Origin of the sequence: Marinobacter psychrophilus (genome assembly GCF_001043175.1) — a bacterium.
Taxonomy (GTDB): domain Bacteria; phylum Pseudomonadota; class Gammaproteobacteria; order Pseudomonadales; family Oleiphilaceae; genus Marinobacter; species Marinobacter psychrophilus.
In genome coordinates this window covers 96,665-120,288 of the sequence record NZ_CP011494.1, presented here as the reverse complement: position 1 = coordinate 120,288, position 23,624 = coordinate 96,665, and the positions used below count along the sequence as shown (strand labels likewise).

The 23,624-nt window shown below is 54.9% G+C and carries 23 protein-coding genes; 10 read left to right on the top strand and 13 right to left on the bottom strand.

Annotation, left to right across the window (positions count from 1 at the left end):
- Positions 1-52: 52 nt before the first annotated feature.
- The 3 genes from ABA45_RS00495 to ABA45_RS00485 all read left to right on the top strand — a co-directional run bounded on the left by ABA45_RS00495 (position 53) and on the right by ABA45_RS00485 (position 2,993).
- The gene (locus ABA45_RS00495; RefSeq protein ID WP_048383572.1) at positions 53-1,819 is read left to right on the top strand and encodes a potassium/proton antiporter; all 1,767 of its coding nucleotides are present in this window, start codon (positions 53-55) and stop codon (positions 1,817-1,819) included.
- A 65-nt stretch (positions 1,820-1,884) separates the two neighbouring features.
- Positions 1,885-2,448 carry a L,D-transpeptidase family protein gene (locus ABA45_RS00490; RefSeq protein WP_048383570.1) on the top strand — a complete coding sequence of 188 codons (564 nt, stop codon included), beginning with the start codon at positions 1,885-1,887 and terminating at the stop codon, positions 2,446-2,448.
- Positions 2,449-2,711: 263 nt separating this feature from the next.
- Positions 2,712-2,993: an Lpp/OprI family alanine-zipper lipoprotein gene (locus tag ABA45_RS00485; RefSeq protein WP_048383568.1), complete on the top strand. Its 282-nt coding sequence runs from the start codon at positions 2,712-2,714 to the stop codon at positions 2,991-2,993.
- Between the two features lie 97 nt (positions 2,994-3,090).
- Here the strand turns inward: ABA45_RS00485 and ABA45_RS00480 are convergent, their stop codons facing one another.
- From ABA45_RS00480 to ABA45_RS00465, 4 genes are all read right to left on the bottom strand, one after another.
- Positions 3,091-4,101, bottom strand: coding sequence for a L,D-transpeptidase family protein (locus ABA45_RS00480; protein WP_048383566.1), 1,011 nt, complete (start codon positions 4,099-4,101; stop codon positions 3,091-3,093).
- Between the two features lie 149 nt (positions 4,102-4,250).
- On the bottom strand, positions 4,251-5,642 hold the full coding sequence (locus tag ABA45_RS00475) for a DHA2 family efflux MFS transporter permease subunit (protein ID WP_048383564.1): 1,392 nt from the start codon (positions 5,640-5,642) through the stop codon (positions 4,251-4,253).
- 3 nt (positions 5,643-5,645) lie between these two features.
- Positions 5,646-6,071, bottom strand: coding sequence for a MarR family transcriptional regulator (locus tag ABA45_RS00470; RefSeq protein WP_014869441.1), 426 nt, complete (start codon positions 6,069-6,071; stop codon positions 5,646-5,648).
- Between the two features lie 176 nt (positions 6,072-6,247).
- Entirely contained in the window at positions 6,248-7,573 is a 1,326-nt protein-coding gene (locus ABA45_RS00465; protein ID WP_048383561.1) for an MFS transporter, read from the bottom strand.
- A gap of 271 nt (positions 7,574-7,844) precedes the next feature.
- On the opposite strand from ABA45_RS00465, the gene ABA45_RS00460 reads away from it, so the two are divergent.
- Complete coding sequence (locus ABA45_RS00460) at positions 7,845-8,747, top strand: helix-turn-helix transcriptional regulator (protein ID WP_048383559.1); 903 nt, start codon at positions 7,845-7,847, stop codon at positions 8,745-8,747.
- A gap of 87 nt (positions 8,748-8,834) precedes the next feature.
- Positions 8,835-10,541 carry an ExeM/NucH family extracellular endonuclease gene (locus tag ABA45_RS00455; protein ID WP_048383557.1) on the top strand — a complete coding sequence of 569 codons (1,707 nt, stop codon included), beginning with the start codon at positions 8,835-8,837 and terminating at the stop codon, positions 10,539-10,541.
- 9 nt (positions 10,542-10,550) lie between these two features.
- On the opposite strand, the gene queE is transcribed toward ABA45_RS00455, so the two are convergent.
- Complete coding sequence (gene queE / locus ABA45_RS00450) at positions 10,551-11,207, bottom strand: 7-carboxy-7-deazaguanine synthase (RefSeq protein ID WP_048383555.1); 657 nt, start codon at positions 11,205-11,207, stop codon at positions 10,551-10,553.
- A complete protein-coding gene (gene queC / locus ABA45_RS00445; RefSeq protein ID WP_048383553.1) occupies positions 11,207-11,875 on the bottom strand; it encodes a 7-cyano-7-deazaguanine synthase QueC in 669 nt (222 codons plus the stop codon). Before queC ends, queE begins: the two co-directional genes overlap by 1 nt.
- A 103-nt stretch (positions 11,876-11,978) precedes the next feature.
- Here queC and ABA45_RS00440 point away from each other — a divergent pair, with 103 nt between their 5' ends.
- The 3 genes from ABA45_RS00440 (at position 11,979) to ABA45_RS00435 (ending at position 13,335) form a co-directional block, all read left to right on the top strand.
- Positions 11,979-12,503: a 3'-5' exonuclease gene (locus tag ABA45_RS00440; RefSeq protein ID WP_048383551.1), complete on the top strand. Its 525-nt coding sequence runs from the start codon at positions 11,979-11,981 to the stop codon at positions 12,501-12,503.
- Positions 12,504-12,790: 287 nt separating this feature from the next.
- Complete coding sequence (locus ABA45_RS18805; RefSeq protein ID WP_157035506.1) at positions 12,791-12,964, top strand: hypothetical protein; 174 nt, start codon at positions 12,791-12,793, stop codon at positions 12,962-12,964.
- 26 nt (positions 12,965-12,990) lie between these two features.
- Positions 12,991-13,335 carry a hypothetical protein gene (locus ABA45_RS00435; RefSeq protein ID WP_014869431.1) on the top strand — a complete coding sequence of 115 codons (345 nt, stop codon included), beginning with the start codon at positions 12,991-12,993 and terminating at the stop codon, positions 13,333-13,335.
- Between the two features lie 24 nt (positions 13,336-13,359).
- Here ABA45_RS00435 and ABA45_RS00430 read toward each other — a convergent pair whose 3' ends face one another.
- Both ABA45_RS00430 and ABA45_RS19160 read right to left on the bottom strand, forming a co-directional pair.
- Positions 13,360-14,658, bottom strand: a complete 1,299-nt coding sequence (locus ABA45_RS00430) for a serine hydrolase domain-containing protein (RefSeq protein WP_014869430.1) — start codon at positions 14,656-14,658, stop codon at positions 13,360-13,362.
- A gap of 156 nt (positions 14,659-14,814) precedes the next feature.
- On the bottom strand, positions 14,815-15,051 hold the full coding sequence (locus ABA45_RS19160) for a hypothetical protein (RefSeq protein ID WP_227506087.1): 237 nt from the start codon (positions 15,049-15,051) through the stop codon (positions 14,815-14,817).
- Positions 15,052-15,397: 346 nt separating this feature from the next.
- Between ABA45_RS19160 and ABA45_RS18800 the strand changes: the two genes are divergently transcribed.
- Together ABA45_RS18800 and ybaK are read left to right on the top strand one after the other, a co-directional pair.
- Positions 15,398-15,625, top strand: coding sequence for a hypothetical protein (locus ABA45_RS18800; RefSeq protein WP_157035505.1), 228 nt, complete (start codon positions 15,398-15,400; stop codon positions 15,623-15,625).
- Between the two features lie 94 nt (positions 15,626-15,719).
- A complete protein-coding gene (gene ybaK, locus ABA45_RS00420; protein ID WP_048383547.1) occupies positions 15,720-16,190 on the top strand; it encodes a Cys-tRNA(Pro) deacylase in 471 nt (156 codons plus the stop codon).
- A 117-nt stretch (positions 16,191-16,307) separates the two neighbouring features.
- Here the strand turns inward: ybaK and ABA45_RS00415 are convergent, their stop codons facing one another.
- From ABA45_RS00415 to ABA45_RS00395, 5 genes are all read right to left on the bottom strand, one after another.
- Entirely contained in the window at positions 16,308-18,548 is a 2,241-nt protein-coding gene (locus ABA45_RS00415) for an NADP-dependent isocitrate dehydrogenase (protein ID WP_048383545.1), read from the bottom strand.
- A 228-nt stretch (positions 18,549-18,776) separates the two neighbouring features.
- Positions 18,777-20,783 carry an acetoacetate--CoA ligase gene (locus ABA45_RS00410; RefSeq protein ID WP_048383543.1) on the bottom strand — a complete coding sequence of 669 codons (2,007 nt, stop codon included), beginning with the start codon at positions 20,781-20,783 and terminating at the stop codon, positions 18,777-18,779.
- Positions 20,784-20,799: 16 nt separating this feature from the next.
- On the bottom strand, positions 20,800-21,579 hold the full coding sequence (locus ABA45_RS00405) for a 3-hydroxybutyrate dehydrogenase (RefSeq protein WP_048383541.1): 780 nt from the start codon (positions 21,577-21,579) through the stop codon (positions 20,800-20,802).
- A 10-nt stretch (positions 21,580-21,589) separates the two neighbouring features.
- Positions 21,590-22,954 carry a TRAP transporter large permease gene (locus tag ABA45_RS00400; protein WP_014869422.1) on the bottom strand — a complete coding sequence of 455 codons (1,365 nt, stop codon included), beginning with the start codon at positions 22,952-22,954 and terminating at the stop codon, positions 21,590-21,592.
- Positions 22,954-23,592 carry a TRAP transporter small permease subunit gene (locus ABA45_RS00395; protein ID WP_048383539.1) on the bottom strand — a complete coding sequence of 213 codons (639 nt, stop codon included), beginning with the start codon at positions 23,590-23,592 and terminating at the stop codon, positions 22,954-22,956. Before ABA45_RS00395 ends, ABA45_RS00400 begins: the two co-directional genes overlap by 1 nt.
- Positions 23,593-23,624: the final 32 nt, after the last annotated feature.

Genomic DNA, 23,624 nt, shown 5'->3' with positions numbered 1-23,624 from the left:
CAACACGATCTTTTTGCCTGGCCCTGCTTGCCATTCTTGATGTGGAGTTGTGATGGATCCGATTCTCACCCTGGTGGGTGCCCTGATGCTGGTTATCAGCATTGTTTTAAGCCCGCTTTCTAGTCGGTTGGGCATGCCCGTGCTGCTGATTTTTTTGGCAGTCGGCATGATCATGGGTCAAGACGGACCCGGAGGCATTCGTTTTGATGATTACCAGCTGGCGTTTTTAATCGCCAGTCTGGCCCTGGGCGTAATTTTGCTGGACGGTGGCATGCGCACCCGCGCTGAAACCTTCCGTGTTGGCCTGCGCCCGGCTCTGGTATTGGCGACTCTCGGTGTTTTTCTAACCGCTGCCGGCGCAGCGGTCGTGGCCTGGTGGGTGTTCGATTTGCATTGGATGCTGGCGTTACTGGTTGGCGCTATTATCTCGTCTACCGACGCTGCCGTTGTGTTCTCGATGCTGCAAGGCAGCGGCGTTCATCTCAACGAGCGTGTCAGCGCCACCTTGGAAATCGAGTCTGGCAGCAACGATCCCATGGCCATTTTCCTGACGTTGCTGATGGTCACCCTGATTGGTAACGCAGGTGAAAACACCGTTGGCTCCGCTCTGCTATTACTGGTACAACAGTTTGGTATCGGCAGTGTTGCCGGGTTGATCGGCGGCGTTGCAGTTGTCGCACTGGCCAATCGGATGCGCCTGGCACCGCCGCTTTACCCACTACTGGTCGCCGCCGGTGGTATTGCCGTATTTTCCGCCACCAACGCTCTGGGCGGCAGTGGCTTTTTGGCGATTTACCTGACCGGCGTGGTGATTGGCAACCGGCCCGTACGCATGATGCCGATGATTCTGCAGGTGCACGACGGCTTGGCTTGGCTAGCGCAGCTGTGCCTGTTTTTGATGCTTGGGCTTTTGGTAACTCCTTCGGAGTTGTTGCCCTTGGCGGGCGGAGGCCTGATATTGGCGCTGGCTCTAATCTTCGTGATTCGGCCGCTCACCGTATTGGCCACGCTCTGGCCATTTGGCTTCAACCGCCGTGAGCTGAGTTTTATCAGCTGGGTGGGTCTGCGCGGTGCGGTGCCTATTGTGCTGGCACTGTTCCCCATTATTGCCGGCCTACCAGACGCGCAACTGGTGTTCCATGCCGCTTTCTTTATCGTGCTGGTGTCATTGCTGGTTCAGGGCACCACCATGGCGCCTGTAGCGCGTTGGCTAAAACTGGAAGTGCCCGCCGACAACGCGCCGTTTCGCCGCTTTCCGCTGGACGCCCCGGCCGCCGGCGACCATGAATTAATGCTGTTTCCGCTGCGGGGCAAAAACTGGGAACTGCCGCGGCGCCTAGACCAGCTCAAACTTCCAGATAACACGGCGGTGGCCGGCGTATTCCGCAACCGCCTGTGCCTACAATCACAACCCGATCTTGAAGTGATTCAGGGCGACGTTGTCGCCGTATTTGCTACCCCAAGTGTTTTACCGGATCTGAACAAATCACTCAGCGGGGCCTACGCTCCCGGTCACTTAGCCGAACGTGCGTTCTTTGGCGACTTTGTGCTGAACGGCGACGCTCTGCTGGGCGATGTAGAGCAGGTTTACGGCATTGAATTTGATGAACTGCCGCCAGACTTGTCACTTGCTGAATGTTTTGCCCAACGTACCAAGGGCCGCCCGGTTATTGGCGACCTGGTCGCTCTGGGGCCGGTTACGCTGGTGGTGCGTTCAATGAACGGCGACACCGTTGCCAAGGTAGGCCTGAAAATGGACGCCCAGCAAAACGCAGCCGAGGCAAAACATAACAGCACCGACGAAGACAAAACCCATTAACAACTGCTCCTTCAGTCATGATATAAACATTCTAAATTAACTTTAATCATCGGTAAGTCGGTTTTATGGCCCTGAGTCGATTACTTATTCTATGTTCACTGCTGCTCACTTTGCTCACGCCCCAGGCCCTGGCTTCGGATTTGCTAGCGCGAGCAGACACCCGTCTTCCATTTCCGCATTCGTCAGACATCGACCAGCTACCGTCCATCACCAAAGTGCTGGTGCAAAAAGGCGAGCGTTCACTGCAGTTACTCAGTGGTGAGCAGGTTATCCGCCAATATCGCATTTCACTGGGTGACAACCCCCTGGGCCACAAGCTTTACGAAGGCGATAGCCGCACCCCCGAAGGCGAATACTCGCTGGACTGGCGCAACGCAGGCAGTTCATTTTACAAGTCTATTCACATTTCCTACCCCAGCGCCAAAGACCGTGAAATGGCCGAAAATTGGGGCCTGAATCCAGGCGGCAGCATCATGATTCACGGCCTGCCCAACGGAACCGACGACGATTTTGCTTTTGCTTTTTTGGGGCTTGATTGGACTGACGGTTGCATTGCCGTCAGCAATCAAGAGATTGATGAAATCTGGCAACTGGTAAGCGATGGCACCCCGATTGAAATCCTGCCCTGAAACCCTTGTTAAAAAGTAGGCTAAGTGTCGGCATTGGAATAATTTTCTGACATGGAGCGAAGTGTAAGATTACGTTGTTGTCATAAGCTTCGGACATTTACCTACGCTTAGTTAACATTTGGTGGCAGACTGATTTACACTGTCTGCTGTTTCGGTAATTGATCACCAATCAGACCTGTATTGGCAGGAGGTGAGCTGACGGGACGTCAGCTACATTGATTGTCGGACTTCGGGAAATACAACGACTAATAAGGGGATTTGCAATGCGTAAACTGACGATCGCTGGTTTTGCACTGGCAGCTGCTTTGACTGCTGGTTGTGCCACTACTGATGACGCTGCTATGAGCGAAGCCACTGCTACAGCTAATTCAGCTGAGCAAACGGCTGAAAATGCAATGAACACTGCCAACAGCGCCGCCAGTTCTGCCCGCTCTGCCAAGCAGACAGCTGACCAAGCTCTGGCTGCTGCCAAAGCTGCTCAAAAATCCGCTGACGAAGCCAACGAGCGCGCCAAGCGCATGCTTGAACAAGCCAGCAAGAAGTAAGTTTTGTACTGTAAAAAGGCCGGTAACCCCGGCCTTTTTTTGTGTCCTGATTTTGTACCTGAGACAACCGCGCTTGAGTGCTCTCTGGCACCTGCGCTTAAAAATACAGCTGTTGCCCGGCATTTTCTAGGACCTTTACAGGCTCACCTTTCGCCACCGATGTCATTTTCTCGCCAATCACCGTAGGCACGCCGCTTGCCTGATCAACTGCAATTTCAATCGCCCTACGCCGTACTTCCACTTCTGGGTGAGCAATAGCCAGACGTTCCAACTGTTCCACAGTAGCCAGCCAAAGCTTGTTGCGGTCCGCTGCAGAATAATCTTCCTCAGGCCGATGTACTTCCAGCCACACCTGACCATTGGCCACACCCACTTTCACCGATTGACGGACTATCTGCACCGGTGTGCCCTTTGCTATCTGATATGCAAAACGCGAAATGTCTTCGTTATACATGCGAAAACAACCATGGCTTACCGCCATGCCGACACCGAATTTTTTATTGGTACCATGAATTAAATAGCCTTTTTCACTCAGAATAAGCGCATGGCTACCCAACGGGTTATCTGGCCCCGGCGGAATCATCCGCGGCAGGAAATCGCCAACAGCGGCGTGCTCGGCGCGAATACTCTCAGGCGGGTACCAGGCTGGCGACGTCAGCGCCATAGTCACCTGAGCGTTGGTTAGCGGTGATGGGTTTTCTTCGGTACCAACGCCCACCGGGTATACCTGAACGCCGCTGTCGGTAAAGTAATAAAGGCGATATTCCGCCAGGTTGATCACAATACCTTCTCGCTTCGCATCCGGCATAACATAGTGCCGGGGCAAAGTAATACTGGTGCCTTCGCCAGGCAGCCAAGGGTCTACTCCCGGGTTGGCTTTCACCAACTCCAGATAACCCAGAGCCTCAGCGATACCTATATTGGCAAAGGTGTCTTCGTAGCGGGTTTTAAACACACTCAACTGCCCGGCCATATCGCCCTGAATACTGTAGGTAGCCACTCTTGCTGCCTTATCAGCCGGAACAGGATTCGCTGCGCCCTGAGCTAGCAGCAAAGGCGCAAAGGCTGCACTCAGCAACAGTGTCAATAAACGCATTTTCACACCCATAACATTCTACTCAAAGACAGGAATAGACAAAATTCAGACCCTGGACCCAACCAAGAGTTCCATTACGCACAGGCCACAAAAATGAACCCGACGGCAGAGCGAGTAGATTACTGGCGCTTGGCTACAAAAGGCAATGAATACCGGCGCTATCAGGTGCGCATTTTCCACACTGGAATAATCGCCAGCGCCAAAAATACCGCCACCATCCACCAGGCAAACTGAAACGCCTCTACGGTGGGCATGCCGTTTTGATGATCACCGTGTTCGATGGCCAATGCGACCATGTTGACACCAAAGGCCCCGCCAAGCTGTCGGGTAAAGCTGATGGTACTGGACCCTGCGCCCAGCTCCGCTGGAGCCAAAGGATTCAACGCACCCATCGACAGTGCCGGCAACATAAAACCTATACCAACCCTTCCCACCGCTGCCCACAGAGCCAGCCAGCCCAGAGGTGTTTCGAAGCCAGACAACGCAAACAGTGTGGCCGACAACGTAAATGCCAGAATGCCAAAAATAACCAGTTTACGACTGCTGTGTTTGTCCGCCATATTGCCGGCAATAGGAAAAACAATGCCCAAAACAATACCCGCAGGCAACATTAACAAACCGGCCTCGGTGGCACTGGAACCCAATGCGGTCTGAGCGAATAAAGGAATCAGGTAGGTGGAGCCGAACAACGCCAGGCCCATGGCCATGGCGCCTAGATTAGCGTACAAAAACACTGGTTTGCGCAATAGTGCAATATTCACCAAGGGGTGCCTGGCAGTGCGTTCACGCCACACGAATAGCGTCAGGAACAGCAATGCTGCCGCGGCCTCTGAAGCGATGAACGCACCTTGGCCGAGCACATTTTGCAGCCTGTTCAAACTGTCGAGAGATAAACCAATGGCGGCGCCCAGCAAAACCAACCCCGGCACATCCAATGGATAGGGATTGGGTCTATTCTCTGGACTCGGCAGAAAACGCCAAACCATAAACACGCCAGCAGCCGTCACCGGCACTGGCGCGAACATCACGTAGCGCCAAGTCAGTTCGTCTACTAAAAAGCCGCCCAATACCGGCCCCAGGGCCGGTGCCAATACCACGCCCATACCGTAAATACCCATGGCTCGGCCGCGCTGATTGCGGGGGAAAATTCGGAATACCAGATACATGGCCATAGGCTGCATCAACCCAGCCATGGCGCCCTGGCCAATGCGCGCCGCAATAAGTTGCTCTGGGCTAGCGGCAAAACCTCCCAGCAGGGATATTACGGTGAACAGCGCCATGGCTGTCGCGAGGGTTTTGCGGATGCCGAAATGGTCCAGCAACCAGGAGGAAGCCAGCATAGTGGTTGTCATGGCTGCAATAAAACCGGTGGCAAGCCAGTGGATTTGGCCCTGGCTCACCCCGAACTCCAGCATGATGTCATACAGCGCCACGTTCACCACGGTAGCGCTGAGCACCGTTGACATGGTGCCTGTCATCACCGTGGCGACGGCAAGCCAGCGCCAGCGCTCGCCGTAGCGCTGCTGCAGACCTGCTACCGAATTGTCTGCCACCGTTTACCTTTGCTTGTGCGCGTTTTCCAGAATCGTTCCAAAAACCCGCAGCGTAACTTCGATGTCTTTTTCGCTGATGCCGTCAAGCATTTCGTCACGCAGGCGATCTGCACGGGTGGTCATCTCGTCCATAAACGCACGGCCACCGTCAGTCAAATGCAGGCGACGGGCGCGGCGATCATTCGGACAAGGGCGGCGCTCAATCAACTCCTGGCCTTCCAGGCTGTCTAACAGACGCACCAGTGTCGGATTTTCAATAGCCATTAAACTGGCCAGTTCACGCTGGGTTAAACCTTCACCACCCGCTTTTAAATAAAACATGGTGCTCCACCGCGCCTGGGTAACGCCCAGATCTTTCAACCGTTCGTCCAGCATTTTGCGCCAGCGACGGGTAACACGTGCAATGGTAAACGGAAACTGCTCTCTCATCGGTGATTGCTCCTGAGTTTTTGGCAAGCCGCCAGCGCCATGAAAGCCACAGAGCTAACACTGCCTTCAGCTTATGTTATGGAATCATTTAATAATAGCATGCTAACCATGCGCTTAAATACAGATTTGCAATAGTAAGCAATATTTGAAAGCAGGGAAACCAAGGCGCCCGCTTTTTAGCGGGCAGGTGCATCCTGGAGGCCGTCTTTAGCTATTGAGCCTTCATCCGGCTCGCCGTTTGCCGCATCCGCTGCGACCTCTGGCGAATCGGTAAACTCCGCGTTGCGGGGATCCATTTCGGCCAAAACCATAGACGTTTCGGGCATCGCCGGCACAAAGTGCTCCTGATCCTCCACCGCGATATCCTCAGTGTGGGTGATGCGATAGCTGGTCGCCGCCGCCAACACGATCAGCGCAGCGGCATAACCATAAAAAAGACCTTCTGGGCCCAAAAGCTGTATCAGTTTAGACAGCACCACTGGCCCGATCACGCTGCCAATACCATAGCTGAGCAGCAACGTAGCACTGGCTGCAACAATACGAGAACTTTCCATGCGGTCGTTAGTGATCGCCACGGCCACCGGATAAATACTTGCAGACAGGCCTGTAAATACCGCCACGGCCAACGTTAATGCCAGTAACTGATGGCTACCCAACAGACTAACGACCAAGGCAGCAATGGCTGCCAGCACTGATATCCAGAACATGATTCGACGGCGGTCAAAGCGATCGCACAAAATGCCAATCGGCCACGCCAGAAGCATGGCAGCAAGAATGGCGCAGGCCATAAAGTTCGCGGTCTGACTTACACCCAGGCCTATCAGGGTGGCGTAAACCGGCCCCAGCGCGTAAAAACTGCCAATCAGTATGCCGGTTATCAAGGCCCCAGCCACGCCCGTAAAAGACTCGCGCGCCAGTTTAACCACGGACAGTCTCGGTGAAGGCGCAATTTCCGGCGCCTCCATTCGCGTCAAGGCCAGGGGCACTAGGGCCAGCACCAATAGAATCGCCGCCAGAGAAAAAGGTACATAATCTGCGGGATTGCCCACATTGATCAATAACTGGCCACCTACAGCCGCCAGCAAATACACCACTTGATACACCGCAAAAAGAGTACTGCGGTTGGCATTGGTCGCCCGAGCGGAAAACCAGCTCTCGATGACCACCAGAACGCCGGCCATGCTAAACCCCGAAACCACTCGCAAAATGGCCCAGAAAACCATGTTGATGGCCATGGGATACAGCAGTGATGCCACCGCAGCGATGGTCGCAAACACGGCAAAAGCGCGAATATGCCCGACCCGTGATACCACTTTCTGCACAAATAAAGTGCCCAGCACAAAACCAATGGAGTAACACACCAAAACCATACCGATGGTATCCGGCGCAACGCTCTCAATACTCAGGCGGATACCTAGCAGCGTCATCAGAAAAGCGTTCCCGCCGTTCAGCAGCACGATGCTGAGAAGCAGCGCAAACAATGAGGCGACCATTCGGGTCATGGCGGAACTCCGGAATTACCAGGTGGGGATGTGATGTGGTGATGGTGATCGCAGCAACGGATGTTTTCCGGTCGGGCAGCAGCGCTTTTCACGCACCGCCATTAGATCAGCCGCAACATCGCCAGTGCACTAGGCACTTGCCGCTGTCTCTTGGTGTTTTAGCCAGTGAAGACAAAAAATTTTACAATTTTTCATTAATACGCCGTAATAGATCACATGTTTGTGAAAATGTACCATAATCAATTAACGCACAATTGATGAGTTCGTCGTTATGAAAAAAACAGAGTGGCCCATCCGTTGGGACTTGTTGGTTCGATATCGCCTGATTGAAGCCGTTGCGTTGTGGGAAGGTCGGCTGACAACCAACCACATTTGTTATAGTTTCGGTATTGGCCGCCAGCAAGCGTCCAAAGACATTAACACCTATCTGCGTGAACTGGCGCCGGGTAATTTGGAATACGACCGTCACTTGAAGGGCTACGTCCCAGCCAGCAATTTTAAGCCGGTGGTGACCCGCGGCGAAATCAGCGAATACCAAGATCTGGTGGACAGCCAGCAACAGCTCAGCAGTGTGTTTGCCTCACTGGAGGTGCGGCTACCCGGCAGCCATTCGGTTGCAAGCCCCGGACGGGTGATTGATCCAGCCACCATGCGCACTGTGATCAGTGCAATTCGCGGTGGCCGACAACTGCGAGCCAGCTACGTATCTCTCAGCCGCCCGGAAGCGGTTCACAGCGTATTGGAGCCTCACACAATAGTGTGCGCGGGTAATCAATGGCACGTTCGCGCCTGGTGTGAGGCCAGTCGTGAATTTCGCGACTTTGCCATCAGCCGTCTGCGCAGCGTGCCTGAACTGTTGCGCCAGAAGGTTCGCCACAGTGTGTCCCAAGACGACGACTGGAATCGCCAGGTTACATTAGAAGTGGCGCCAGACCAGCGCTTATCGCAGCCGCAGCAACTTATTATTGCTAACGATTACGACATGCAACACGGAAAATTAACGGTCACCAGCCGAGCTGCACTGGCGCCCTATGTTCTGGCGCAGCTGGGCATTACCATAAACACCCAGCATCCTGACCCACTGGTGCAGCAGCTGGAGCTGATTAACCCGGACAGCCTGGGATTTGGCAGCAAACGCGAGCAGGCGCTTAAAACCATCGCCGCCTGTGGTTAAGATTGAGTTAAGCGCTCGACCGTGCCCTAAGTTCCGCGTGTGATCACACGCCTGCGGTCGATTTTTATTCGCTTATTCTGTTGTTCAATGTTGGTATTCCCAGCGTTAACAACAGCAAATCCCTGTGGACAACCTGCAACAGTCATTACTAAGGTTCAAGGTAGTACAGACACCTCGGCGCTGGTGGGTCAGACCGTTACCGTCGAAGGCGTATTAACCCAGGACTCACGCCAGGTCGGCGGATTTTCCGGGTTTTACCTGCAGCAGGCTAATACGCCTGCAGACTCTATTCGCTCTTCCGCTCTGTTTGTTTATACCCGTCATAAAGAAGGCCGCTTGGGTCAACGCCTTCGCGTTACCGGCAAAGTCAAAGAACACTACGGGCTTACAGAGCTGGTTGCGGTAAGTGATTTACAGGTGTGCGGCACCCAGGCACTGCCAGCCCCGGTGGAAATGTCTTTGCCTTGGACAAGAGCGCCTGAAAACTTGGAGAACATGCGCGTTCGCATTAACGGCCCGCTCACGATTACCGACAGCCATCAGCTAACGCGCTTTGGTGACGTATCGTTGGCAGCCAAAGACCCGCTGATATCGACCGAATTCATGGTTCCCGGAACAGCGGCCCTACGCCACGCCAAGCTGGCTTCCATGAACACACTGGTTCTTGATGATGGCAACGCGCGACGCAACCCGCCCTCACTGAACTGGCTACCAATCTACAGCGCCACACAGCCAGGTTTAGCCGCGTCCAGCCTGGTGGCCGGCACACAGGTTCGCGGCCTCACCGGCGTATTGGATTACCGCTACGGCGCGTGGCGCCTTCAGCCTGATCAGATACCCAGCCTGAAACCACCTCCACTGCCTGACCCGGCGCCGGCGAGGCCAACAAGCGCGAATCTGAGGGTTATGACCCTGAATCTGCATAACCTGTTCAACGGTGATGGCCGCGGCCAAGGTTTTCCAACCAGCCGTGGGGCAAAAACCGAGGCTCAGTACAAGCGCCAACTACAACGTCTAAGCACGGGCCTAACTCAGGCGGGTGCCGATTTGCTGGCACTGTCTGAACTGGAAAACGATGGCTACGGCAGCAACAGCACCGTCGCCCAGTTAGCCGCCAGTCTTGGGCCACAATGGCGCTTTGTGGTGCCGGTTAACCCGGCCATGCAAAGAGACGCCATCCGCAACGGTTTGCTGTACCGCGCGGATCGAGTCAACGCGCTTGGGCCAGCGCAGTATCTGTCGGGCGACGGCGGACGCCCCTCGCTAACCCAGCGTTTTGCCCTGAAAAGCGGCGGCCTTCCGCTCAGGCTGGTGAGCGTGCATCTGAAATCAAAATCTTGCCGCAACGCCAAGGGCGAAAACGCTCCACAGGACGATGGCCAGGGTTGCTACAACGCGGTAAGAGTAAAACAGGCAAAAACATTGCACCAGCAGCTAGGCCAACTAGACAGAGGTAACGGCTTGGCGGGCACCCTGATCACCGGCGATTTCAACAGCTACAGCAAAGAACAGCCGATCAGTGAACTGGCCCTCGCGGGTTACACCAGTATGGTCGCGCACTTCCATCCGTGCACGCCGGTGCGCTGTGAACACTACAGTTATCGCTTCAAAGGAGCTCGGGGGTCACTGGATCACGTTTTGGCATCTGCGGCGCTAAAACCGCGGGTGCTGTCGGCAAAGGTATGGAACATCAACGCAGATCAGCCCCGAATGGCGGACTACCGCAGCCATTCAAGCCCGCAGCCTTGGCGTTCTTCCGACCACAACCCGTTGATTACCGACATAAAGCTGTAAAGCCCGCGCTCAATCAATACCGATAATTTTGTGCATCTGCAACGTCAGGCGCCAGCGTGGGTTCGCCAGACAGTAATCAGTCGCTTTACGCGTATTACTCTGCTTGATCACATCCGTGCTGGTTTCCGGCGCCGAAGGCGAGGCCATAGGAGATAAAAAGAAATGATCGGCCTGTATGTGCAAAAAAAGCTCGGGCGTGGCTTTTGGCTGTGGGTACACCAGCTTAAGTTCGTTGCAGCGTTCAATGACCACTGGCGCATCCGCCTTCGGGCTCACGCAAAGCCAGTCGATGCCAGCAGGCGCCGGCAGGGTACCATTGGTTTCAACGCCAATTTCGAATCCGGCTTGGTGCAGGGCATTGATTAATGGAGAGTCTAGCTGCAGCAGCGGCTCGCCACCGGTGCACACCACATAGGGCTTGCCAGGTGCCACCGGCCACAACCCCGCGATATGCGCTGCCAAGGCCTCAGGCGTCGCAAAAACGCCGCCATTCTGGCCGTCGGTACCGACAAAGTCGGTGTCGCAAAAGTCACACACTGATGTGGCACGGTCTTTTTCCCGGCCAGTCCACAAATTGCATTTACTGAAGCGGCAGAAGACCGCTGCGCGACCGGCCTGGGCACCTTCGCCCTGTAGGGTATAAAACGCTTCTTTTACCCGGTACATCAATATTGCACCTCGTAAGCAACAGGGTCCTGTTGCTGATGCTCGGCAAACGCCTGCAAGCGTTCCACACAGGAACCGCAACGGCCACAGGCTTTGCTACGGCCGTTGTAACAGGTCCAGGTATGGCTGTAATCCAGGTTCAACTGTAAACCGAGGGCCAGAATGTCGCCTTTAGTAAAGTGCATAAACGGCGCTTCCACCGCTACCGTCTGATAGTTTGCAACTTTACAAACTGCGTCCATTTTTTCCACAAACTCAGGACGGCAATCCGGGTAAATCGCGTGGTCGCCACCGTGGGCGCCGAACCATACGGCGCTGGCTTCTACAGTGACGGCATAGCCGGTGGCCAGTGCCAGCAAAATCATATTGCGATTGGGCACCACGGTAGATTTCATAGCGCCTTCCTGGTAATCCCCTTCAGGCACGTCAATGGTTTCAGACGTTAACGCAGAGCCGGCCATTACGTCGCTCATGGCGCGGATATCAATCACTTTGTGTGGTATGCCCAGCTGTTGGCAAACCTCTTGGGCACAGTCAAGTTCGCGCACATGACGCTGGCCATAGTTGAAAGATAGGGCATGAACGTTCAAGCCATCAGCACGCGCCTTGTGCAATAACGTGAAGGAATCCATGCCTCCGGAATAAATTACAACCACGGTGTCAGTCATTCAGGCGTCCGTTAGGTGGGCGGTCGATGTGCTTTAATAGGCTTTATTGTAACAGCCTGCCGGCAGGTTGGGTTCGCACATACACTGGCGGCAAGGTAAACTCATGTATAAATGCATTACAGCTACAACAGGTGACGTTATAAGTAACCAGATTCCAGCCTTTATCGATTTCGAAGCGTCCAGCCTTGATCTTATCGCAAGCTATCCTATTGAGGCTGGCTTGTGCCTGAATGGCAAATACCTGCATAGCTGGCTAATAAAACCCTGTGAGGCCTGGCTGGACTGGTCAGAAAGCGCAGAGCAGATTCACGGCATTGAACGCGATGAACTGACCCAGAACGGCAACGATGTGTTAACCGTAGCGCTTGCCCTAAACCGCCTGCTGCCGGAGCAGGTGTTCTGTGATGCCTTCACTTTCGACAGCTTCTGGCTGCACCGGTTATTTCGCGCGGCCGCCATAGAGCCGAAATTTCAGCTGGAATCGGTGTCCGTGCTACTCAACAGCCGGCAGGTTAAGCTATGGCCTGATGCCCGCCAACACGTTATCAGTGAACTGGGTTTACCGGTGCACCGGGCCGAAAACGACGCCTTGATTTTATCGCACACCTGGCAACGGGTTAACCGTTAATCTTTTCGCGCCTGTGTCAGACTCCAGAGCAACTCCAAAAAAAAACGCAACCCGAAGGCTGCGTCTAAAAGGAGAGATCCGCCCGATACCTGATCAACGGCATGGTGGATAAAACAACGTAAAATATGACAGTGATGAGTATGATGGCGAGCCAGAGTGCTGTCTGTAAGGGTTTGCCACAGACCTCAAGCCTTTTGCGCTTGCCCAGCGCTGTTGCAAAGCCCCGGGCAAGCGATGCAGTACGCTTTAAGATTCATGCACCGACCAAAAACGGATAACGACCTGTAATGACAGTAACCCTGATAAATCCAATCCATACTGCCAGCGCCATCTGGTGGTATGTATCTGTGTTGGATTTGTACGAGCGTGGCTGGGTCTTCAATGGCGTGCTGGCCATAGTGGGTCATAATTTACGCCCTTGGCCCGGCAGCGGCTGCTATAATTATACGGTTGTGTTCTGATTCATCACCGTTGCCGAGCCCGAGCTATGCCGCAAACATCTGTTACCGATACCTTGCGCGAGTACCAGTCGTTACTAGAGCTGTTGGACGACGCCTATTGGGAAGCCAGCTGCATCGTTCACAAAGACATGCTGTACGACATCATCAGTATTTTCAGCCAGGAAGTGGCCGAGCTGAACAAACTCAGCATTCAAGACCACCACTACCCTTACGAAGTGATTACCGAAGGCATTCGCCGCATCGTGCCGAAACTTGAGAGCCTGGACGAAGCCCGCGAACTGATCATCCAGCGCACGCAGACCCTGACCGACTTTCGCGACATTCTTTCTTCTGTGCTGGGCATTCTGGAAGACCAGCTGCGCACGCTCTAGTCTACTGCCTGAAACAACCGTAAATTACACGCCAACATGCACCCGCTGGCCTTCAGGCAATTGCGGAAACGCTGTACTGACGTTGTACAGAAATTTCCCCAGCGCCGGTAAATGATGGCCCACAATCGGGAAACCGGTGGTCAGTAGGCTCACTGAAATATCCCGCGCCGAATCTGCCCAACAAAATTTATTGATGAGCCCCACGTGGCCAAACGCATAACGGGTGTTTGGCCCCCAGACTCCTACCGGATCGCCCCCCAGCATCATCCCGGCACTGAAGCGCATAGGTAGCATAAGAGTGCGATCGAGCTGCAGCGACCCGAACTGCTGAATTGCACGCTGCACCGTAATCTCACTGCAGATGCGCTTGCCACCCCACACACCACCATTGAGCATCATCTGGAAAAACCGCCCCATTTCCTCGGCGGTGCCATACAGATTGCCGGCGGGTATCACCGCCTGCTGGAAGCGGGGGTCATTCGTCACCGCTTCTACAGATTTGATATCGCCACCCAACGCCCGCTTTACAACCCGCGATACCGGCCAGGTAGGCCGCGGGCCAGTAGCATAGTTAGCCGCCGGCACGTTCAAATCTGCCGCTGCGACGCCATAGGTAAACCAGGTCATCCCCATGGGCTTGCGAATATAACGGTCCAGATACTGCTGAATCGTCAGACCAGTTACGGTTTCGAGAACACGCTGCAGCACAAAGCCGCCGGTAATAGCGTGATAAAAGACTTTTGAGCCGTTTACCTGCACTGCCCGCTCCTCACAAAGCAGGCGCCAGATTTCTTCCGGATTCCAAAGTACCTCAGTTGGCGTGTCACCAGGAATCGCCGGAATACCGCCGCGATGGGACAGTATCTGATGCAAGGTGATGGTGCGCTTACCGTTGTCGGCAAATTCCGGGCAGTAATAAGCTACCGGGTCCATCAGGTTGACCAACCCCTGCTCGGCTAGCAGGTGAATCAAAAAGGCCGTCACCGCTTTCGACGCGGAGAAATAACAGACCGGTGTGTCTGTTGTCATCGCTACCCGCGGCGTATCCACGCTGTCGTCCGGGCCATTACCCCGGGCATGACCGATTGCGCGATGCAGCACAGACTCGCCCCGGTAACGCAGTGAAATCTGGATACCCGGATGCACGCCGGTGCGGTAAAGACTCTCAACACTGCGCCATACCGCATCCACCGACTCTGGTCGCAACCCTGCAGACACAGGATTTTCCCCGGCCGTATCACGGCAGGTAACGCTGGCAAGATCCTTGGGCACCCTGCACGTGTGAAGGGCGCGGCGAGTGAGAGCGTTGATGGGGCTGAGCATGTTATTTCTCCATGAGCGCACGGCGCCATAGTTACGCGCTTATCGCGTGGATTAAATTGTTATACGGCCTGGCCCAAAATACACCGATTATGACGGCCGAGCAGATGGCGCTGTGCATCAGCATCCTAGCGCACAACCCCAAGCGTGAAACCTCTTTTAATACGCTGCCGGTGCCAGGCAATTGCAGGTCATGCTAGCATCCGATGACTGGGTGGCCGGAAATTCCGGAGTGATCACAAAAAAATGGTCTGGGGCCAACCAGTTCGCGGTGATCGAGGCCACCTTTGCCGCCTCGAAACAACCTTGCGTCAGCCGAGCTTCGGCGAGGTTGTTCCAACCCGATGCAATGTCTGAAAACCGATAGGTCATGGCCTGATAGTGTTCGGCTGCCACAGCCCACCAGCCTGAGCGATTCCAAATCGCCATGAAAACAGAGACTTTCGGCCGGTAGCCTTGTTTCGTTCCGGTGTGAAGAATCAGCGCTTCTCAGGCACTATCAAATCCGATAACAACGGCCAAGTGCCACTGTGGCCGTGAGTAGCCTGCACGGTTTGTTCTTCAGATTCTTCTATTGTTTGGGTACATATTGTTGGACCACTTAGTACATCATTGTAGCTGCTTGTGGAAAGGTTTCCTTTAAAACCGGGTTATTCAGGACGAGCGCCAGACCTAGGCCGAGGTAAACCGGGAACGGGCTAACTAAAAAGATACCCAACGAGCTTCAGGTTAGGATCTTGATGTGGTCACCTATTCGGATCTTACTTCACCACCGAGTTCTGTGCTTCCAGTTATTCGTAATTGGGGCCATACTAAGTTCTGGGTCAATCAGTTGTGGCTAGAGGCAACAGACATGAGCAAAGGACAAGACAGTAAAAAAGCTGATAAAAAGAAACCGCTTTTGACCGCAAAAGAAAAGAAAGCGGCTAAAAAATCAAAAAAAGGTGACACCAATGTGCTGGGTAATTAGGCCGTCTTAATAATAGATTGCCTTGATAATAGAGAGTTCTGACAATAAACAGATCGGATAATGGAAGCCGCGCGAAAATCCCACCGGAACCAGCATGACTCCTGCTATTGATGTCGCCCGGGAGGCGGGCATTGAACACCAAGTACATCAGTATCAACACGACCCTGCCAGCATTGGCTATGGCACTGAAGCTGCGGAGAAGCTTGGGCTGAACCCGGCTTGCGTGTTCAAGACTCTGGTGGTCGCGGTGGATGTAAAGACCTTGGTGGTAGCCATTGTACCGGTAAATGCCATGCTCAGTATGAAGCTGATTGCCAAAGCAGCGAGCGGCAAAAAAGCCACCATGGCAGACAAGCAGCAAGTGCAGCGCAGCAGCGGTTATGTTCTGGGTGGGGTTAGCCCGCTGGGGCAAAAACGGACGCTGACGACGTTCATTGACGAGTCAGCCCGGCTGTTCGAACGGATTCATGTCAGCGCCGGTCGGCGGGGGCTTGAAATTGAGTTGGCGCCGGCAGACCTCGCCACGCTCACTCTGGGGCGCTTTGTGGCGTTGCGCCTGGAGTGATGCCCGACTGACTGGGTAAAATCTCCACACAAAAAACCCGCAAGACGGTGACCGTTTTGCGGGTTTTTCAATTCAGCAGCTCGGGTTATTTACCAGGCTGCTGCCACACCAAGGGTGTTAAGCCGAGGCGAGGGCTTCTTCCATCAGCTTGTTTAGCGTTGCACTGGGCTGCATGACTTCGGTTACTCTGCCAGCAGGCGCGTGAAAGTAACCTCCCAGATCCACTGCTTTGCCCTGAATCGCTGTCAGCTCTTCAAGGATCTTGTCTTTTTGGGCTCCCAGCTTTTCAGCCAGCTTGGCGAAGAAGGATTTCAGTTCCTTATCTTCGTCCTGAGCAGCCAGTTCCTGTGCCCAGTAATAAGCCAGGTGGAAGTGGCTGCCACGGTTGTCCAGTTCGCCGGTAGAGCGCGACGGTGACTGGTTGTTTTCCAGCAGTGTCTCGGTGGCTTTGTCCAAGGTCTGACCCAGCAGACGTGCACGGTGGTTATTGTGCTTTGCACCCAGCTCGTCCAGCGATACCGCGATGGCCAGGAACTCACCCAATGAGTCCCAGCGCAGGTGGTTTTCTTCGACCAGTTGCTGCACGTGCTTCGGCGCAGAACCGCCAGCACCGGTTTCGTACAGACCACCGCCGTTCAGCAGCGGTACGATGGACAGCATTTTGGCGCTGGTGCCCAGCTCCAGAATCGGGAACAGGTCCGTCAGGTAGTCACGCAATACGTTGCCGGTTACCGAAATGGTATCCAGGCTGCGGATCAGGCGTTCCATGGTCCAGCGAATAGCACGTACCGGCGACATGATGCGGATGTCCAGACCATCGGTGTCGTGGTCTTTCAGGTAAGTGTTTACTTTCTTGATCAACTGGGCGTCGTGGGCACGCTCGTCGTCCAGCCAGAACACAGCTGGCATGCCGGTGGCACGGGCACGATTAACGGCCAGTTTGACCCAGTCGCGAATGGGCAAGTCTTTAGTCTGGCATGCGCGCCAGATGTCGCCAGTTTCCACGTTGTGCTCGGTCAGTACGGTGCCGTCTTCGGCGAGCAACCGAATAATGCCGTCTTCTTTAATCTCAAACGTCTTGTCGTGGGAGCCGTACTCTTCGGCCTTCTGCGCCATCAGACCTACGTTTGGTACGGTGCCCATGGTGGTGGGGTCAAACGCGCCGTTGGTTTTACAGAAGTTGATGGCTTCCTGGTAAATAGTGGCGTAGGTCGACTCCGGCATTACCGCTTTGGTGTCTTTCAGCTTGCCATCACGGGCCCACATTTTGCCGGAGTTACGGATCATCGCAGGCATGGAGGCGTCTACGATAATGTCACTGGGCATGTGCAGGTTGGTGATACCTTTGACCGAGTCCACCATGGCGATTTCTGGACGATGCTCGTAAGTTTTGTGCAATGCTTCCTGAATTTCTTCCTGCTTCGACTCTGGTAGTAGCTTGATTTTCTCGAGCACAGATGACAAACCGTTGTTTGGGTTTACGCCGATCTCGTCGAACAAGTCGCCAAACTGGTCAAACAGTTCTTTGTAGTAAATCTTCACCGCGTGACCAAACACGATCGGGTGGGAGATTTTCATCATGGTGGCTTTAACGTGCAGCGAGAACATCACGCCGGTGTCTTCACAGTCTTTAATGGCCGCTTCGAAGAATGCACACAGCGCCTTTTTGCTCATGTTCATGCCGTCGACCACTTCGCCGTCCAGCAGCGGCAGCTCGGCTTTCAGCACGGTCTGCTCGCCTTTCTTGTTCTCGAACACGATGCGGCTGTTGGTGGCCTTGTCCAGGGTGACGGACTGCTCTGAGGAGTAGAAGTCGCCGCCTTTCATGTGTGCTACGTGGGTGCGCGATGCCGGGCTCCACTCGCCCATGGAGTGCGGGTATTTGCGGGCAAAGGCTTTGACCGCGGCCGGAGCACGGCGGTCAGAGTTGCCTTCACGCAATACCGGGTTTACAGCGCTGCCCAGTACTTTGCCATAGCGGGAGGTGACATCTTTTTCTTCGTCAGTCTGGGGGTTTTCTTTGTATTCCGGAACTTTATAACCCTGCTTGTTCAGCTCTTTGATGGCCGCGCGCAGCTGCGGGATAGAGGCGGAAATGTTCGGCAGTTTGATGATGTTGGCGTTGGGGTCTTTGGTGTATTCACCCAGTTCGGCCAGGGCATCGGGCACGCGCTGGTCTTCTGCGAGGTAGTCCGGGAAGTTGGCCAGGATGCGGGCAGCCAATGAGATATCGCTGGTTTCAAAATGAATACCGGCCGGCTTGGCGTAGGTCTTCAAGATCGGCAACAGTGACCGGGTGGCAAGCGCTGGCGCTTCGTCGGTCAGTGTGTAGATAATTTTGGTTATTGACTCTGTCATGTTCGTCCTCGAGCTATAAAGGTTGGATTCAGGACGGTCACGGCTGGCAGCTGTGCTGGGCACCTCTGGCTTTGGCTGTGACTGGTTAATAGTTTTTATTAGACTTACTAGGATAACATTTTTTAGGGAATTGCGGCTAAGATCTTAGTATGAGGACGGGGTTTGGTGGTGTCGCCTCGGTGGGAGCATGCCCCACCAAGGCTCTTCGTTCTTTCCGCTAAACCCTGTTTAACCTTCCTTCGGCAACAACCCTGCTTCCTGCAAACGCGCCTGAATAGCATCCAGTGCTTCCGGATTGGCCAACGCGTCGCGGTTGTCGCTGCGGGCAGAGCCGTTGATGAGGCGGGCTACCGCAAGTTCTACTTTTTTACCACTGCGGGTGTAGGGGATGTCTGGCACCGGGATGATGTAGTGGGGTACGTGGCGAGGGCTGGCACCTTTGCGGATTTGGGTTTTCAGGCGCTTGAGCAGCTCGTCGCTCAGGGTTTCGCCATTGGCCAGTAAAACCAGCAATACCACTTCTACGTCGCCTGCGATTTGGCGACCAACCACCAGGCTATCTTTTATAGCGGCTTCGGTTTCTACCTGGCGGTAAATTTCAGCGGTACCGATGCGAACGCCACCGGGGTTCAGGGTAGCGTCGGAACGGCCGTAGATAATGGCGCCGCCGTGTTCGGTGAATTCGATAAAGTCGCCGTGGGCCCATACGCCAGGGGCGGATTCGGCGAAGGTGTCGAAGTAGGCATTACGGTAGCGTTCGCCGTCTGGGTCGTCCCAGAAGCTGACGGGCATGGACGGCAAGGGCTGACGGCACACCAGCTCACCGCGGCCGGAGCTGACAGATTGGCCGTTGTCGTCAAAGGCGGCAGCGTCTACGCCCAGGAAGCGGCACTGTATTTCGCCGCGGCGTACAGGTAACAAGGGTGTGGAGCCTACAAAACAGCCACAGATGTCAGTGCCGCCGGCGATGGAGCCTAACAGGGCATTCGGTGCGCCGTCTGTGTACATCCAGTCGTAGTCTTCTGGCAGCAGCGGCGAGCCAGTTGAGAAAACGACTCTGAGAACGCTCAAATCCAGGTCTTTATCCGGGGTCATGCCGTCTTTACGACAACCGGCCAGGAATCTCGCGCTGGTGCCGAAGTGGCTGACTTTTTCATCGGCTACGGTTTGCCACAGCATTTTCAGGCTGGGATAGCCCGGCGAGCCGTCTACGGTGATCACCGCCGCGCCGGTCAGCAGGGCAGATGCCTGCCAGTTCCACATCATCCAGCCACAGGTGGTGAAGTACATGAAGCGGTCGCCGCTGCCGACATCGCCGTGCAACATCAATTCTTTCGCGTGGTTGACCAGCAGGCCAGCGGTGCCGTGTACGATGCACTTGGGTTTGCCGGTGGTACCAGAGGAATAGAGGATATACACAGGGTGATCCGGGGCCACTGGGGTGAACGACGGAGGGGTGCCTGCGCCGGCTGCAATGGCGTCTTGCCAGTCGCTGACCAAAGGGCTGTCGATCGCCGGGGCGTCCGGTAGCTGTGGTACGCTGACGACGCATTTCAACGAGGGCAGGCCGCTAATCAATTGAGCGAATTCTTGTTGACGCTGGAATACTTTGCCACCGTAGCCGTAGCCGTTTACGGCAATCAGCGCGGTGGGTTCAATCTGGCCAAAGCGGTCCAGAATGGCGCCAATGCCGAAGTCCGGTGACGCTGAACTCCAGACCGCACCCATACTGGTGGCCGCCAGCATGCCTACCATGGCTTCGTAGCCGTTGGTGACAATACCGGCAACCCTGTCACCTTTGATAACGCCCTGGCTGCTTAGGTAAGCTTCCAGAGCACCCACGTCGGCGCGCAATTCGGTATAGGTGCGGCGCAATACCGGGCGGGTTTCACAGTAAGCAACAATGGCTTCGCTGTTAGCCTGTTCGCCTTCAGCGTGGCGTAGCAGGTTGGCGGCGAAGTTCAGAGTCATACCCGGAAACCATTCAGCACCGGGCATATCACGTTTACCCAATATCTTTTGCGCAGGCGTGTGGCTGACCAGTCCGCAATAATCCCAAACAGCTTTCCAGAAGCCTTCAAGGTCGCTCACCGACCATTCATGCAGTTCGTGGTAGTCCGCAAAAGGGCCGTAACCCAGGTTTTCCAGCCAGTGTTGAAAGCGCCCCATCTGGCTGTCTTTAAGGACGGTGTCAGAAGGCGACCAGACTACCGGGGATTGTTCGTTGCTATTCATCCGTTACTCCGTTTTCTTACTGCATGTGCCAGCCGTGGCTGACCACTATCGATTGCCCCGTCAACGCTGCTGATGGGAAAGCCGCCAGGTATACGGCAAGTTCTGACACGTCCGCCAGAGTGGTGAATTCTCCGTCTACGGTGTTTTTCAACATTACTTTAGAGATCACATCTTCCTCAGATATGCCCAAAGCCTGCGCTTGCTCGGGAATCTGTTTGTCCACCAGCGGGGTGCGCACAAATCCGGGACAGATAATGTTGCTGCGCACACCGTGTTCAGCGCCTTCTTTGGCTACCGCACGGCACAAGCCCAGCATGCCGTGTTTAGCCGCCACATATGGTGCTTTTAACGGCGACGCTTCCAGCGAGTGGACCGAGCCCATATACAGGATTGTGCCGCCACCTTTGGCGTACATGGCTTGCAGGGCTGACCGGGTCAGCAGGAAAGCGCCGTCCAGATGCACGCTCATCACCTGACGCCAGTGATTAAAACTCAGCTGATCCAGTGGCGCGATGTGCTGTATACCGGCATTGGCCAGCACAATATCCAGACCACCCCAAGCTTCGACCACCGAGTTAACGCCCCGCTCCACCGCCTGTTCGTCTGTAACATCCATGGCCAGTGCCATGGCGCTTCCACCGGCGCTGTTGATATGTTCGGCAACCTCCTGCGCGGTGCTGTAGTCCAGGTCGGCTACCGCTACACGGGCACCTTCACGGCCATAGTGTTCGGCGACTGCCCGGCCGATGCCGCGACCTGCCCCGGTAATCAGGGCTATTCGGTTTTCTAGACGCATTATTATCTCCTCAGTCGTAAGCCACGCTGGGCAGCCAAGTCGCGATTTCAGGCACCAGGAATACGATCGCCAGGGCCACCACCTGAATGATAATGAAGGGTATGACGCCCTTGTAGATGTCGATCACCGTGATTTCCGGCGGCGCCACACCTTTGATATAAAACAGTGCAAAGCCTACCGGTGGCGTCAGGAAAGACGTTTGCAGGCACATGGCAAAAAGGATGGTGAACCACACTAGGTCGAATCCAAGATGTTGCACAACCGGTGCCACCAGCGGAAGAATAATCAGGGTGATCTCAACCCAATCCAGGAAAAAGCCAAGCAAGAACACCGAAAACAGAATGGTCAATACCACGCCATAGGGTCCGAATGGCAGCCCCAGCAGCGCATCTTTGATCACCTCGTCGCCACCAAGACCCCGCAGCACTACGGAGAACGCCGTTGCCCCCAGGAAAATGGCGAAAATGAACGCCGACGTACGAGTTGTCTGCTGCAGCGAGGAGCTGAGTACTTTCAGGTTCAGACGTCCTGACATCAGGGCCAGTAAAAGAGCGCCGAGGGCACCCACACCGGAAGCCTCCGTGGGCGTGGCTATACCGGCAAAGATAGAACCAAGCACACCGAGAATTAGCGCCGCAGTAGGCAGAACTGCCTTGGCCACTTCCCAGACAATGCCCCAGGACACCTTCTCTGTGCCCTCCGGCACTGGCGCAATATGCGGCTGCAGCATGGGGCGGATTATGGCGTAGGCAACGTACATAGCACCCAGCATCAGGCCGGGCAAGAACGCGCCCATAAACAGATCACCCACCGACGCTTCCGGAACCGCCAGACGGTCAGCCATCAGCACCAGCATGATAGAAGGAGGAATCAGGATTCCAAGAGTGCCGGTGGCGCAGGCGGTGCCCACGGCAAAACCTTTGTCGTACTTGTTCTCCATCATTACCGGCAAAGAGAGCATGCCCAGCAACACCACGGAAGCACCAATGATGCCGGTGGTCGCCGCCAACAGCACGCCAATGATAATCACCGTTACCGCATAGCCGCCGCGAACCGCGCCAAAAAGTTTTACCATACTGTTCATCAGTCGCTCGGCGACACCAGACTGATCAAGCATGATGCCCATAAAGATAAACATCGGCAGAGCGACAAGGGTCTCGCTGTTTACGACATTCCATACCCGCTCGGGCACAAGACCCAGGGAGGAGGAATAGTCGAACCATAGATTGGCACCAAAATTTTCCACGGCCACCACACCAACGACCGTCCAGATGACTGCGGTGCCACCCAACACCCAGGCAACCGGGAAACCGGTCATCAATAACACCATGAAAGTCAGGAACATTCCGATTACAAATAGCGTTTCAAGCTCCATCAAGACACACCTTCTTTCTTGTCATTCCCGGATTTGATCCGGATTGGCTTCGGAAAGCCGAAAAGTAATGCGGTGACTTTCAGCAAACGGGATAGCGCAGCCAGCATTAGAAGAATAAAAGACAATGCCAAAATGCCCTTGGGAACCCAGCGGTATGGTAGCCCGGCAGGAGCCTGACTGGTTTCACCCTGTTGCCAGGAACTGAAGGCGTAGGGGATCATTTCGTAGACCGCCAACCCGAGGAACGGCAACAACAGAACCACCAGGCCGAACAGTTCAATCCAGCCCTGGCTTCTCAGGGACAAGCGCTCATGGATTACATCCACTCTCACGTGGTCATCGACCACCAGAGTATAGGCTAGCCCCAGCAGCCAGCCGGTGCCGGCTAGATGCCATTGCACTTCTTCCAATGTCACAGAGCCATGGTCAAACGCATAGCGGCCAACTACGGCCCAGATGATCACTCCGGTTAACACGACCCAGAGCCAGGAAGCACCCTTGCCGATCGCGGCAATCACACGGTCTACCCCCTGGCTGACCCGGGTTGTTGGTAACTCTGTGTGATGATGAAGAAATTCGTCGGTGTCAAACACCGATGCCCGCACGTTCTGCGGTGAGCCTTTACCAGACACCGTCATACAACAGTTCCTTGTTCAGAAAGCCCGTCATG